The organism is Tranquillimonas alkanivorans (assembly GCF_900115595.1).
Taxonomy (GTDB): domain Bacteria; phylum Pseudomonadota; class Alphaproteobacteria; order Rhodobacterales; family Rhodobacteraceae; genus Tranquillimonas; species Tranquillimonas alkanivorans.
Genome location: NZ_FOXA01000003.1, coordinates 92677 through 105420, shown reverse-complemented (window position 1 = coordinate 105420; position 12744 = coordinate 92677). Strand labels below are relative to the sequence as shown.

The window sequence follows — 12744 nt, the reverse complement described above, 5'->3', positions numbered from 1 at the left end:
CCCGAAAGGCGGGACCCCGCAGGGCCCTCCGGGCAGCACAATACCGCACCGAAAAGAGGATGAATACCGGATATTTAGAGGGCATCGGAGATGTTGCCGGGCTGCGCCAAGGGCCGTTTCGGCGGCCGGACGTTGCTCAAGATGTTGTGTGCGCATCAGGGTTCCTCCCACACGCGTGTGCCTGCTGCGGCGGACGCCCGCCGCCGGTGTGTCCGCGCCCGCCGCCGGTCGGGCGGCGCGGCCGGTCACAGCGGAATGTTGTCGTGCTTCTTCCACGGGTTCTTCAGCTGCTTGTTGCGCAGCGAGGCGAAGGCCCGGCAGACCCGGCGGCGGGTCGAGTGCGGCATGATCACCTCGTCGATGAAGCCGCGCTCGGCCGCCTTAAAGGGATTGGCGAAGTTCGTCTCGTACTCCTTCGTCCGCGCCGCGATCTTCTCGGGGTCGCCCAGTTCGGAACGATACAGGATCTCAGTCGCCCCCTTCGCGCCCATCACCGCGATCTCGGCGGTGGGCCAGGCATAGTTGAAGTCGCCGCGCAGGTGCTTGGACGCCATGACGTCATAGGCCCCGCCATAGGCCTTGCGCGTGATCACCGTCACCTTCGGCACCGTCGCCTCGCCATAGGCGAACAGCAGCTTCGCCCCGTGCTTGATGACGCCGCCGTGCTCCTGCCCCGTGCCGGGCAGGAAGCCGGGGACGTCCACGAAGGTCAGGATCGGGATCTCGAACGCGTCGCAGAAGCGCACGAACCGCGCCGCCTTTCGCGAGCTGTCGATGTCTAGGCACCCGGCCAGCACCATCGGCTGGTTCGCCACGACGCCCACGGTCGAGCCCTCGAGGCGGATGAAGCCGGTGACGATGTTTTTCGCGAAATCCTCCTGGATCTCGTAGAAGTCGCCCTCGTCCCCGACCTTCGCGATCAGCTCCTTCATGTCGAAGGGCATGTTCGGGTTCTCGGGCACCAGAGTGTCCAGGCTGTCCTCGACCCGCGCCGGGTCGTCGAAGAAGGGCCGCTTGGGCGGCTTCGCCTGGTTGTTGAGCGGCAGGAAATCCACCAGCCGCCGCACCTCGATCAGCGCCTCGACGTCGTTCTCGAACGCGGCGTCGGCCACGCTCGACTTCCTGGTGTGGGTCGAGGCGCCGCCCAGTTCCTCGGACGTGACGTGCTCGTTCGTGACCGTCTTCACGACCTCCGGGCCGGTGACGAACATGTAGGACGTGTCACGCACCATGAAGATGAAGTCGGTCATCGCGGGCGAATAGACCGCGCCGCCCGCGCAGGGGCCCATGATGACGCTGATCTGCGGGATCACCCCCGAGGCCAGGACGTTGCGCTGGAACACCTCGGCATACCCGGCGAGCGAGGCGACGCCTTCCTGGATGCGCGCCCCGCCCGAGTCGTTCAGCCCGATCACCGGCGCGCCGTTCTGCATCGCCATGTCCATGATCTTGCAGATCTTCTGGGCATGCGTTTCGGACAGCGACCCGCCGAACACGGTGAAGTCCTGGCTGAAGACATAGACCATGCGCCCGTTGATCGTGCCCCAGCCGGTTACCACGCCGTCGCTGGCGGGCTTGCTGGCCTCCATCCCGAAATCCGTGCAGCGGTGGGTGACGAACATGTCGAACTCTTCGAACGAGCCCTCGTCGAGCAGAAGCTCGATCCGCTCGCGCGCGGTGAGCTTGCCCTTGGCGTGCTGCGCCTCGATCCGCCGGGCGCCGCCGCCCATGCGAGCGGTCTCGCGCCGCGCCTCGAGTTCGTCGAGAATGTCGATCATGTCCCGCTCCCTTCGTTTCCGCGCGAGCCTAGTGGAGCGCAGCGCGGCGCAAAAGCCTGAAGGCGCAAATTTGCAAACTGTTTTGCAGCACCGTCGGGAAAACTGCGAACCTGCAAATCTCAGGATGCGCAAGCCCGCACATGCGCCCCGTCCGGCGCGCGCGATGGACAAGACCGGGGCCGGAGGCCTAAATCCCCTGCATGTCAGACGCCAAGACGGTCCGCTTCCTCGACCGCACCACCCCGCCCCATATCGGAACGCTGATCCTGCTTGCCGGGATCTCGGCGCTGTCGATGAACGTGTTCCTGCCGTCGCTGCCCAACATGACCGCATACTTCGACACCGAGTACCGGATCATGCAACTTTCGGTGGCGCTGTACCTCGCCGTGAACGGTGCGTTGCAGATCCTCATCGGTCCTCTGTCGGACCGCTATGGCCGCCGTCCCGTCATGCTGACGGCGATCGCGCTGTTCGTCGTGGCCAGCATCGGCTGCATCTTCTCGCCGACGGTCGAGATCTTCCTGGGCTTCCGCATGGCGCAGGCGGTGATCATCACCGGCATGGTGCTCAGCCGCGCGGTGGTGCGCGACATGGTTCCCCAGGAACAGGCGGCATCGATGATCGGCTACGTTACCATGGGCACCGCCGTCGCCCCGATGCTGGCCCCCGCGCTCGGTGGCGTGCTCGACGGGATTTTTGGCTGGCAAGCCAGCTTCTGGCTGCTGGCGATCCTGGGCTGCGTCACGCTGTGGATCACGCACCGTGACCTGGGAGAGACCGCGGCGGCGCAGTCGGCCAGCTTCCGCGAGCAGATTGCGGAGTATCCCGAGCTTCTGACCTCGCGCCGGTTCTGGGGCTATTGCGCGGCGGCGGCTTTGTGTTCGGGCGCGTTCTTCGCCTATCTCGGCGGCGCCCCCTATGTCGGGTCGGTCGTGTTCGAGATGGAACCGGCCACGCTGGGCGTCTTCTTCGGCGCGCCGGCGGTGGGCTACATGGTCGGCAACTTCGTCTCGGGCCGCTACTCGGTGCGCGTGGGCATCAACGGGATGGTCCTGACCGGCACGGTGCTGACGACCTCGGGCATGGCGATGGCGCTGCTGCTATTCTTGGCGGGCTTCCAGTCGCACTGGGTGTTCTTCGGTTTCATGACCTTCGTGGGCCTGGGCAACGGCATGGTGCTGCCCAACGCCACCTCGGGCATGCTGTCGGTGCGCCCCCACCTTGCGGGCACGGCCAGCGGGCTGGGCGGCGCGATGATGATCGGCGGCGGCGCGGCACTGTCGGCCGTCGCGGGCGCGCTGCTGACGCCCGGAAGCGGGGCGACGCCGCTTCTGTGGCTGATGGTGACGACCTCGGCCCTGGCGCTGCTGTCGATCCTCTACACCATCCGGCGCGAGCGCGTCGTGGTTGGCTGAGACTTGCGCCGCCGAGTTTGCAAAGGCTACTTTGCTGCTGCAAAGACGGAGGCGGGATGGCGACGCGCAAACTCTATGCCGGGGTGAAGCTGCGCGAGCAGCGGCTGAAGCTGGGACTGACGCAGAAGGCCTTTGCCGAGAAGCTGGGCGTCTCGCTTCCCTACCTCAACCAGATGGAAAACAACCACCGCCCCGTCTCGACCCACGTCGTGCTGGGGCTGGCGACTGAGTTCGGCTTCAACGTGGGCGAGTTGGCCGCGGGCGAGGCCGAGCGAATGGTGTCGGACATGCGCGAAGCGCTGGCCGACCCGGTCTTCGGCGGCGATGCGCCGCCGCTCGCCGACCTGCGGCTGGCCGCCTCGAACGCGCCCGGACTGGCGCGCGCCTTTCTCGACCTGCACCGGGCCTACCGGCAGAGCCACGAGCGGCTGGCGTCGCTCGACGAGGCGCTGGGGCGCGACGACGCGCGGGTGCAGCCCTCGCCTTGGGAAGAGGTGCGGGATTTCTTCCACTATTGCGGCAACTACATCGACGCCGTGGACCGTGCCGCCGAGCGTTTCGCGGGCGACGGCGACCCGGCGGCGAAGGCCGAAAGCATCTTGCGCGACCTGCGCATCCGCATGACCACGACGGACACCGAGGCGCTGCGTGTCTACGACGCCGGCGCGCGCACGCTGACGCTTTCGGCGCGGGCCGCTCCGGCGACGCGCCGCTTCCAACTTTTGCACCAGGTGGCGCTGCTGACGCAGGACTCGCTGCTCGAGGCGACGCTTGACCTTGCCCGGTTCCAGACCGAGGAGGCGCACGCCATCGCCAAGATCGGCATGGCGAATTATTTCGCGGGCGCGGCGCTTCTGCCCTATCGCCCGTTCCTGGCAGCGGCGCAGGAGGCGCGGCACGACCTCGAACGCCTATCGGACCGCTTCGGCGCGTCGATCGAGCAGGTGGCGCACCGGCTTTCGACGCTGCAACGGCCGGGAATGAAGGGCATCCCCTTCTTCTTCGTCCGCGTCGACCAGGCGGGCACGATCACCAAGCGCCACTCGGCCGCGCCGCTGCAATTCGCGCGGTTCGGGGGGGCATGTCCGCTGTGGAACGTGCACCGCGCGTTCGAGACGCCGGGCCGTTTCCTGCGGCAACTGGCCGAAACCCCGGACGGCGTGCGGTACCTGCTCTTGGCGCGCGACGTGTCCAAGCCCGGCGGGGCCTGGGGCGCACCCACCCGCCGCTTTGCCATCGCGCTGGGATGCGAGACGCGGCATGCGGGCGATCTGGTCTATGCCGACGACCTGGACCTGACCAACCCGCGCGCGTTCGAGCCCATCGGCATCTCGTGTCGCATCTGCGAACGCCGAGACTGCCATCAACGCTCGGTCCCGCCGCTGGAGCGGCGGCTGACGGTGGACCCCGACTGCCGCCGCACCCTGCCCTACGAGGTCGCGCGCTGAGGCTTTACCCGTTCGCGCCGGCGCGGTAGCACTTTGCGGCAACCGCAGGGGGAGACACGCGCATGGAACTGACCGGCACCCGCACCATCGCCGCCGATCGCGAAACCGTCTGGACGCATCTGAACGACCCGGAGACGCTGTGCGCCTGCATCCCCGGATGCGAGGAACTGACCGGGAACCCCGACGACGGCTTCGATGCCGTGGTCAAGCAGAAGGTCGGCCCGGTCCGCGCGACCTTCAAGGGCCATGTCGAGCTGTCGAACGTGAACGCACCGGAAAGCTATACGCTCGCGGGCGAGGGCAAGGGCGGCGTCGCGGGCTTCGCCAAGGGCCGGGCCGACGTGAAGCTGACCGAGGTGCCCGAGGGCACGGAGCTGAGCTATGTCGTCGACGCCAAGGTGGGCGGCAAGCTGGCGCAGCTGGGCAACCGCCTGATCGACGGCACCGCGCGCAAGCTGTCGGACGAGTTCTTCGACCGCTTCAAGGCGCGGGTCGAGGGGCCGACCGAGGGCGAAGACGACGGCGGCGAGCCTTCGCCCGCCGCCTGATCATCCCGGCTGTCCCGGCTTTCAGGCCGCTCTCTCGGAGAGTTTGCGCGCGATCTCGTCCTTGAGCGCCATGCGCTGCTTGCGCAGATCGTGCTCGTGCGCGTCGTCGGTGGGCTCGACCTGCGTCTCGGCGCGGTGCACGGCGCGGTTGACGTCGTGGTACTCCTCGACGAGCCGGGCGAAGTGCGTGTCCTTCGCCTTGAGCTCCGCGATCTTCTGCTGCTGACCCGGGAACTCCTCGGCAAGCTCGTGGGGCGTGTGCGACATCTTCGGTGTCCTCTCCTTCGTGTTTCAAGAGGACGATAGGCGGCGGCGACGGGGCGCGCCTTGAGCAGGATCAAATGCGGGGCGGTCATAGCCACGGAAGTGTCAACCGCACGAGGGCGTCATCTCCACGAGCGTGTCATTCCCACGGAAGTGGGGACCTTTCACCGTTCAACCCGTGCCCGGAGCGGTGCGCCGAAGGTGGGAGGCCCCCGCTTGCGCGGGGGTGACAAAGGGTGGAGACAGCCGGGCGATAGAGTGGTTCGGGCGACGCGCCCTTCAAGATGGGGTGTGAGCTTCCCGGCCCTAACGGTCGGTCATAGCTTCGGCGCGTATTTCAGGATCACCGGCACGACGAGGTCCTCCTCGTCGGTCAGATGCCGGTCGATGAAGCTCTCGAACCCTGTCAGCGCCGTGTGCAGCTTTCCGGCCGCGTCGCGCCCGCCCGGCTGGTTGACCGCGTGCAGGAAGCCGTTGGTTGTCTTGGCCAGCGCGTGGATGTGGCCGTCAAGCGCCTGGTGGTCGGCGTCGAGCAGTTCGAACCCCTCGCCCAGACGCGCGTCGAGTCCCACCAGCGCAGGGAAGTAGTGCATGTCCTCGATGTGGTGGTGGGCGTGCAGCTCGTTGAGCAGGAAACCCGCGTAGCGCGACGTCTCGCGCGCGTGCTTCACGCGGTCGACGTTGCCGTCGAGGAAGGTCTCGCTGTCTGTCCGCAGCCGCCCCAGCACGTCGCGGAACATCAGGTGGCGCTGCAGCCAGAACTGCACCATGCCGTTGAAGTTGGGGTGCGCCTCCCAGCCCGAGCGGGGAAGCGCGTCAAGCAGGACGCGCAGGTGGTCGGGCAGGCCGTCGCGGCGTTCGAGCGTCAGGTTCTGATCCATGCCGCGCATCTAGGCATGCCTCGCGCGTCTGTCCATGTGCATCCGCGCAGGGCTATCTCTGCGATGTCTGCCAGCGCGGGTTGATCCAGGGCTCGGACTCGTCGCGGGGCAGCGGCCCCTTGCCCAGCACGTGGTCGGCGATCTTTTCGCCCACCATGATCGACGGCGCGTTGAGGTTGCCGTTGGTGATGCGCGGGAAGATCGAGCTGTCGGCGACGCGCAGCCCCTCGACGCCGATCACCCGGCCCTCGGGGTCCACCACCGCGTCGGGATCGTCCGCCGCGCCCATGCGGCAGGTGCCGCAGGGGTGATAGGCGCTTTCCGCGTGCTCCTTGATGAAGGCGTCGAGTTCGTCGTCCGACTGCACCCCGTCGCCCGGCTGGATCTCGTGCCCGTAGTAGGGCGCGAAGGCCGGCTGGCGGAACAATTCGCGCGTGAGGCGGATGCAGGTGCGGAACTCGGCCCAGTCGTCGGGGTGGCTCATGTAGTTGAACCGGATCGAGGGCGCGGCGTCGGCGTCGGTCGAGCGCAGGCTGACGCTGCCGCGCGACTTCGAGCGCATCGGCCCGACGTGGGCCTGGAAGCCGTGACCTTCGGCCGCCGCCTTGCCGTCGTAGCGCACGGCGAGCGGCAGGAAGTGATACTGGATGTCGGGATACTCGATCCCGGCGGCCGAGCGGATGAAGGCCGCGCTTTCGAACTGGTTCGAGGCCCCCGGCCCCGTTCCCGTCAGCATCCAGCGGGCGCCGACATAGGCCTTGCCCAGAAGGCTCCAGTAGCGGAACAGCGTGACCGGCTGCGAGGCGGCGACCTGGAGATAGAGTTCCAGGTGGTCCTGCAGGTTCTGCCCCACGCCGGGGCGGTCGGCGATGACGTCGATGCCGTGCTCGCCCAGGTGCGCGCCGGGGCCGATGCCCGAGAGCATCAGCAGCTTCGGCGAGTTGATGGACGAGGCCGAGACGATCACCTCGCGCCGGGCGCGGATGACCTCGCGCGAGCCCTTGCGGTCGAGCTCGACGCCGCGGGCGCGCCCCTCCTCGATCACCACGCGGGTGGCGAGGCCGCGGACGATCGAGCAGTTCTTCCGCTTCAGTGCAGGCTTGAGATAGGCGTTGGCCGCCGACCAGCGCCGGCCGCGCCAGATGGTCGCCTCCATCGGGCCGAAGCCCTCTTGCTGCTGGCCGTTGTAATCGTCGGTGACGGGATAGCCCGCCTCGCGCCCCGCCTCGACGAAGGCCTTGACCAGCGGGTTGTCCCGCAGGCCGCGGCTGACGTGGAGGGGCCCTTTCTTGCCGCGCCACGCCGGGTCGCCGCCGTGGCCCCGGTCGTGCCAGTGCTCGAGCCGCTTGTAGTAGGGCAGCACGTCGGCGTAGCTCCAGCCCCGCGCGCCCATCTCCTCCCAGGTGTCGAAGTCGCGGGCGTGGCCGCGCACATAGACCATGCCGTTGATCGAGGACGAGCCGCCGATCACCTTGCCGCGCGGGCAGACGAGCTGTCGTCCGCCCAGGTGCGGCTCGGGCTCGGTCAGGTAGCCCCAGTCGTAGCGCGGCATGTTCATCGGGAACGACAGCGCCCCCGGCATCTGGATGAACGGCCCGGCGTCCGAGCCGCCGTGCTCGATCACCAGCACGGAATGGCCCGCCTCGCTCAGGCGATAGGCCAGCGCACAGCCGGCCGAGCCGGCGCCCACGATCACGAAATCCGCTTCCATCATCTCACCGTTCTTCGGGCCGCCCGGCCCTCGTCGCTCGCGGACGGGAGCGGCCGGCCGCCGCCCCCGTGGTTTTCAGAAAGGCGCCTCGACCGGGCCCATGCCGACATAGACGGTCTTGAGCTGCGAGTAGTGCTCGACCGCCGCCTTGGCGTTCTCGCGGCCCACGCCCGACATCTTCACGCCGCCGAAGGGCACCTCGACCGGGGTCAGGTTGTACTGGTTGATCCAGCAGGTCCCGGCGCGGAAGCCCGCCGCCACGCGGTGCGCGCGGGCGAGGTCCTTTGTGAAGACGCCCGCCGACAGGCCGTAGGGCGTGGCGTTGGCGCGCTTCAGCGCCTCGTCCTCGGTCTCGAACGACAGGACCGACAGGACGGGGCCGAAGATCTCTTCCCGCGCGATGGTCATGTCGTCGGTCACGTCGGCGAAGACCGTGGGCTCCACGAACCAGCCGTCGCGGTCGGCGCGGTTGCCGCCCGAGATCAGGCGCGCGCCCTCGGCCTTGCCCTTGTCGATGTAGCCCAGAACGATCTGCATCTGCCGTTCGCTGACCATCGGGCCGAAGTTGGTGGCCTCGTCCAGCGGGTCGCCCATCACCGCGCCCTTCAGGCGTTCGGCCATCTTCGACAGGAACGGCTCGAGCACGTCCTTGTGGACGAAGACCCGCGTCCCGTTCGAGCAGATTTGCCCCGAGGAGTAGAAGTTGCCGTTGATCGCCGCCGACACGGCGTCATCGATGTCCGCGTCCTCGAACACCAGCATCGGGGACTTGCCGCCGAGCTCCATCGTGACGTGCTTCATCCCCTCGGCGGCAGCGGCATAGACGCGTCGGCCGGTGGGGACCGAGCCCGTGAGCGAGACCTTCGCCACCCGCTCGTCGCCGACGAGCGAAGCGCCGACCTCGCCCGCGCCCTGCACGACGTTGAACACGCCCGGGGGCGCGCCGGCCTCGACGAGGATCTCGGCCACCTTCAGTGCGCAGAGCGGCGTTTCCTCGGACGGCTTGAACACCATCGTGTTGCCGCAGGCGAGCGCCGGGGCGGCCTTCCAGCAGGCGATCTGGGTGGGGTAGTTCCACGCGCCGATGCCGACGCAGACGCCCAGGGGCTCGCGGATGGTATAGGCCCAGTCGCCGCCCAGCTGGATGTGCTCTCCGCCCAGGCTTGCCGCGATGCCGCCGAAGTATTCCAGCGCGTCCGCGCCGCTGGTGGCGTCGGCGACCAGGGTTTCCTGAAGCGGCTTGCCAGTGTCGAGCGTTTCCAGCTCGGACAGGTCTCGGTTGCGCTCGCGGATGATGTCGGCGGCACGGCGCAGGATGCGGCCGCGTTCCGTCCCGGTCATCGCCGCCCACTCGGCCTGCGCGGCCTGCGCGGCGGCGAGCGCCTGTTCGACGATGGCGGGCGTGCCCTTGTGCAGGCGCGCGACCTCTTCCCCCGTCGCGGGGTAGATGCAGGTCAGCGCGTCGCCGTCCGTGTCTTCGACGTAGCGGCCGTTGATGAAATGGCTCGCCTTCGGCTGAGCATTGCGTGTCATGGCATGTCCTTTCCGGGCGGCATGGGGCCGCCGTTCGCATTCGTCAGGGGCAAGCGCGGATACGCGCGCCTCACTCGCCTCGGGGGAACCGCTGCCGGTCCTCCAGCACGTTCAGGTCCATGTGGTTGCGCATGTAGCGCTCGGACGCCTTCTGCAGAGGCTGGTAATCCCACGGGTAATAGCCGCCCTGCCTGAGGGCCTCGTAAACCACCCAGCGCCGCGCCTGGCTTTCGCGCACCTCGGCGTCGAACTGCTCGAGATCCCAGCGCTTCGCGGCCTCGACCCGGAAGCGTTCCAGCACCTCGGCATGGGCCGGGTCCTCGGCGAGGTTGGTCAATTCGTGCGGGTCGGCGTCGAGGTCGAACAGCTGCTCGGGGTCGAGCGCGCAGTTGGTGTATTTCCACCGCCCGGCGCGCAGGGCGATCAGCGGCGAATACGACGCCTCGGCCGCGTATTCCATCGCGACCGGCGTGGTCCGCTCCGTCCCCCTGGCGAGCGACACGAGCGACTCGCCGTCGGTCCACGGCGCGACCTCGTCCATCGAGACGCCGGCGAGTTCGCACATGGTCGGGCCGACGTCGAGCGTCGAGACCGGCGTCTCGATCAGGCCCGGCTCGAGCCCCGGGGCCGAGATCATCAGCGGCACGCGCGACGAGCCTTCGAAGAAGCTCATCTTGAACCACAGGCCCCGCTCGCCCAGCATGTCGCCGTGGTCCGAGACGAAGAGGATCACCGCCTCCTGCCCCGTCGACTCGAGCGCATGCATGATGTTGCCGATGTGATCGTCGAGATAGCTGAGGTTGGCGAAGTAGGCCCGGCGCGACCGGCGGATGTCCTCTTCCGAGATGTCGAAGTTGCGCCAGTCGTTGGCGTCGAAGATGCGCTTGGAATGCGGGTCGTGATCCTCGTAGTCGAAGGCCGGCACCTCGGGCAGCAGGTGCTCGCAATCCTCGTAGAGATCCCAGTATTTCTTGCGCGCGACGTAGGGGTCGTGCGGATGGGTGAAGCTGACCGTCAGACACCACGGCCGCGGGTCGAGCCCGCGCGCGTAGTCATAGACCTTGCGCGTGGCGTGATAGGCGACCTCGTCATCGAACTCCATCTGGTTGGTGATCTCGGCCACGCCCGCGCCGGTGACCGAGCCGAGGTTGTGATACCACCAGTCGATCCGCTCGCCCGGCTTGCGGTAGTCCGGGGTCCAGCCGAAGTCGGCCGGATAGACGTCGGTCGTCAGCCGCTCCTCGAAGCCGTGCAGCTGGTCGGGGCCGACGAAGTGCATCTTGCCCGACAGGCAGGTGTGATAGCCCGCGCGCCGCAGGTGGTGCGCGAAGGTGGGGATGTCGGATTTGAACTCGGCCGCGTTGTCGTAGACGCCGGTGCGCGACGGAAGCTGGCCCGACATGAACGCCCCCCGCCCCGGTGCGCAGAGCGGCGAGGCGGTGTAGCTGTTCTTGAACCGGACGGACCTTTCGGCCAGCCGCTTGAGGTTGGGCATGTGCAGCCAGTCGGCCGGTCCGTCCGGGAACAACGTACCGTTCGCCTGGTCGACCATGAAGATCAGGAAGTTCGGTTGGGTCATGTTCTCGCTTTCAGCATGTCGTCCAGCACCGCCAGCACGTCGCCGGCGCCGCCCTTGCTGCCGCCGAAGGCGGCGCGGATGTAGAGCCCGTCGATCAGCGCGGCCAGTGCGTCGGCCACGGCGCCGGCGCGGTCGCCGACCAGCGGGCGCAGTTCGTGCATCAGGTTCGACTTCAGCCGCTTCTGGTATACGCGGAGCAGCCGCCCGGCCGCGGGAACCCGCTGCGCCTGGACGTAGAAATTCAGCCAGGCGCTCACCACTTCGCCGCGGAAGTGGTGCGCATCGAAGCTGGCGCGCACGATGGCGTCGAGCCGCTCGCGCGGGCCGCTGGCCTTCGCGAGTTCCCGGCGCACCACCGTTCCGTAGTCGCTGAGCAGATGCCGCATCGCGGCGACGAAGATCTGCTCCTTGCCGCCGAAGTAGTGATGCGCCAGCGCCGAGGAAACCCCCGCCTGCTTCGCGATTTGACCCACGGTCACGTCGAGCGAGCCGGCGCGGCCGATCTCGGTTATGGTGGCGCGTATCAGGGCATCGCGCCTGATGGGCTCCATGCCGACCTTCGGCATAAAAAAGCTCCCTTCTGGGGTGACAAACGCAATCTGATGGTTTTTAATTGATCCGTCAATCAAGAAAAAACGGGAGACCACGCACATGTGCTTCAAGACGTCCCTTTCCGCGCTGGCGCTGACCGCGCTCGCCGCGCCCGCCTTCGCGGATTGCGAGACCATCGTCTTCTCCGACGTGGGCTGGACCGACATCACCGCCACCACCGCCGCCACGACGGAGCTGCTCGAGGCGATGGGATACGAGACCGACGTGAAGGTCCTGTCGGTGCCGGTGACCTATACCTCGCTCGAAAGCGGCGACGTCGAGGTGTTCCTGGGCAACTGGATGCCCACGATGGAGGGCGACATCGCCCCCTACCGCGAGGCCGGGACCGTCGACACCGTCCGCGCCAACCTGACCGGCGCCAAGTACACGCTCGCGGCGAACGCGCCCGCGGCCGAGCTGGGCATCGACAGCTTCGGCGACATCGCGCAGTACGAGGACGAACTCGAGGGCACGATCTACGGGATCGAGCCGGGCAATGACGGCAACCGCCTGATCCTCGACATGATCGAGGGCGACGCCTTCGGTCTGGGCGAGTTCCAGCTTCGCGAAAGCTCGGAGCAGGGCATGCTGGCGCAGGTCGACCGTGCCACCCGCCGCGACGAGCCGGTGGTGTTCCTGGGCTGGGAACCGCACCCGATGAACGCCAACTTCGACCTGACCTACCTGTCGGGCGGCGACGATTTCTTCGGGCCGGACTTCGGCGGCGCGACCGTCTACACCAACACCACCTCGGGCTTCGTCGATGAGTGCCCGAACGTGGGCAAGCTGCTCCAGAACCTCGAGTTCACGCTCGAGATGGAGAACGAGATCATGGCCGCCATCCTCGACGCGGGCGAGCGGCCCCGCGACGCCGCCCGTGCCTGGCTGCAAGAAAACCCCGACGTCATCGAGCCCTGGCTCGAGGGCGTGACCACCGCCGACGGCGGCGAGGCGCTGCCCGCCGTGCGCGAGGCGCTCGGCCTCTGAGGCCGCCGA

General features: G+C 68.0%; 11 protein-coding genes. 4 read left to right on the top strand and 7 right to left on the bottom strand.

What is annotated here, in order from left to right; all coding sequences use genetic code 11:
• Nucleotides 1–245: 245 nt before the first annotated feature.
• Nucleotides 246–1778, bottom strand: coding sequence for an acyl-CoA carboxylase subunit beta (locus BM162_RS05720; RefSeq protein ID WP_093418951.1), 1533 nt, complete (start codon nucleotides 1776–1778; stop codon nucleotides 246–248).
• 200 nt (nucleotides 1779–1978) lie between these two features.
• Here BM162_RS05720 and BM162_RS05715 point away from each other — a divergent pair, with 200 nt between their 5' ends.
• The 3 genes from BM162_RS05715 (at nucleotide 1979) to BM162_RS05705 (ending at nucleotide 5189) form a co-directional block, all read left to right on the top strand.
• A complete protein-coding gene (locus BM162_RS05715; RefSeq protein ID WP_093418948.1) occupies nucleotides 1979–3193 on the top strand; it encodes a multidrug effflux MFS transporter in 1215 nt (404 codons plus the stop codon).
• Between the two features lie 56 nt (nucleotides 3194–3249).
• The gene (locus tag BM162_RS05710) at nucleotides 3250–4641 is read left to right on the top strand and encodes a helix-turn-helix domain-containing protein (protein ID WP_093418946.1); all 1392 of its coding nucleotides are present in this window, start codon (nucleotides 3250–3252) and stop codon (nucleotides 4639–4641) included.
• A gap of 62 nt (nucleotides 4642–4703) precedes the next feature.
• Nucleotides 4704–5189 (top strand): SRPBCC family protein, encoded by a 486-nt coding sequence (locus BM162_RS05705; RefSeq protein ID WP_093418943.1) that lies wholly within the window; start codon nucleotides 4704–4706, stop codon nucleotides 5187–5189.
• Nucleotides 5190–5210: 21 nt separating this feature from the next.
• On the opposite strand, the gene BM162_RS05700 is transcribed toward BM162_RS05705, so the two are convergent.
• From BM162_RS05700 to betI, 6 genes are all read right to left on the bottom strand, one after another.
• A complete protein-coding gene (locus tag BM162_RS05700) occupies nucleotides 5211–5456 on the bottom strand; it encodes an HP1242/YdcH family protein (protein WP_093418941.1) in 246 nt (81 codons plus the stop codon).
• A 314-nt stretch (nucleotides 5457–5770) separates the two neighbouring features.
• Nucleotides 5771–6334 (bottom strand): hemerythrin domain-containing protein, encoded by a 564-nt coding sequence (locus BM162_RS05695; protein ID WP_093419461.1) that lies wholly within the window; start codon nucleotides 6332–6334, stop codon nucleotides 5771–5773.
• A gap of 52 nt (nucleotides 6335–6386) precedes the next feature.
• Nucleotides 6387–8045, bottom strand: a complete 1659-nt coding sequence (gene betA / locus BM162_RS05690) for a choline dehydrogenase (protein WP_093419458.1) — start codon at nucleotides 8043–8045, stop codon at nucleotides 6387–6389.
• A 75-nt stretch (nucleotides 8046–8120) separates the two neighbouring features.
• Nucleotides 8121–9578 (bottom strand): betaine-aldehyde dehydrogenase, encoded by a 1458-nt coding sequence (gene betB / locus BM162_RS05685; protein WP_093418938.1) that lies wholly within the window; start codon nucleotides 9576–9578, stop codon nucleotides 8121–8123.
• 70 nt (nucleotides 9579–9648) lie between these two features.
• On the bottom strand, nucleotides 9649–11157 hold the full coding sequence (betC, locus tag BM162_RS05680; RefSeq protein WP_093418936.1) for a choline-sulfatase: 1509 nt from the start codon (nucleotides 11155–11157) through the stop codon (nucleotides 9649–9651).
• A complete protein-coding gene (betI, locus tag BM162_RS05675) occupies nucleotides 11154–11723 on the bottom strand; it encodes a choline-binding transcriptional repressor BetI (protein ID WP_093418933.1) in 570 nt (189 codons plus the stop codon). Before betI ends, betC begins: the two co-directional genes overlap by 4 nt.
• 85 nt (nucleotides 11724–11808) lie before the next feature.
• Here betI and choX point away from each other — a divergent pair, with 85 nt between their 5' ends.
• The gene (gene choX / locus BM162_RS05670) at nucleotides 11809–12735 is read left to right on the top strand and encodes a choline ABC transporter substrate-binding protein (protein ID WP_093418930.1); all 927 of its coding nucleotides are present in this window, start codon (nucleotides 11809–11811) and stop codon (nucleotides 12733–12735) included.
• Nucleotides 12736–12744 lie beyond the last annotated feature (9 nt).

Excerpts from the sequence above, each read along its gene's own strand:
- BM162_RS05720 (WP_093418951.1), bottom strand. The coding sequence starts at position 1,778 with ATGATCGACATTCTCGACGAACTCGAGGCGCGGCGCGAGACCGCTCGC.
- BM162_RS05715 (WP_093418948.1), top strand. The coding sequence starts at position 1,979 with ATGTCAGACGCCAAGACGGTCCGCTTCCTCGACCGCACCACCCCGCCC.
- BM162_RS05710 (WP_093418946.1), top strand. The coding sequence starts at position 3,250 with ATGGCGACGCGCAAACTCTATGCCGGGGTGAAGCTGCGCGAGCAGCGG.
- BM162_RS05705 (WP_093418943.1), top strand. The coding sequence starts at position 4,704 with ATGGAACTGACCGGCACCCGCACCATCGCCGCCGATCGCGAAACCGTC.
- BM162_RS05700 (WP_093418941.1), bottom strand. The coding sequence starts at position 5,456 with ATGTCGCACACGCCCCACGAGCTTGCCGAGGAGTTCCCGGGTCAGCAG.
- BM162_RS05695 (WP_093419461.1), bottom strand. The coding sequence starts at position 6,334 with ATGGATCAGAACCTGACGCTCGAACGCCGCGACGGCCTGCCCGACCAC.
- betA (WP_093419458.1), bottom strand. The coding sequence starts at position 8,045 with ATGGAAGCGGATTTCGTGATCGTGGGCGCCGGCTCGGCCGGCTGTGCG.
- betB (WP_093418938.1), bottom strand. The coding sequence starts at position 9,578 with ATGACACGCAATGCTCAGCCGAAGGCGAGCCATTTCATCAACGGCCGC.
- betC (WP_093418936.1), bottom strand. The coding sequence starts at position 11,157 with ATGACCCAACCGAACTTCCTGATCTTCATGGTCGACCAGGCGAACGGT.
- betI (WP_093418933.1), bottom strand. The coding sequence starts at position 11,723 with ATGCCGAAGGTCGGCATGGAGCCCATCAGGCGCGATGCCCTGATACGC.
- choX (WP_093418930.1), top strand. The coding sequence starts at position 11,809 with ATGTGCTTCAAGACGTCCCTTTCCGCGCTGGCGCTGACCGCGCTCGCC.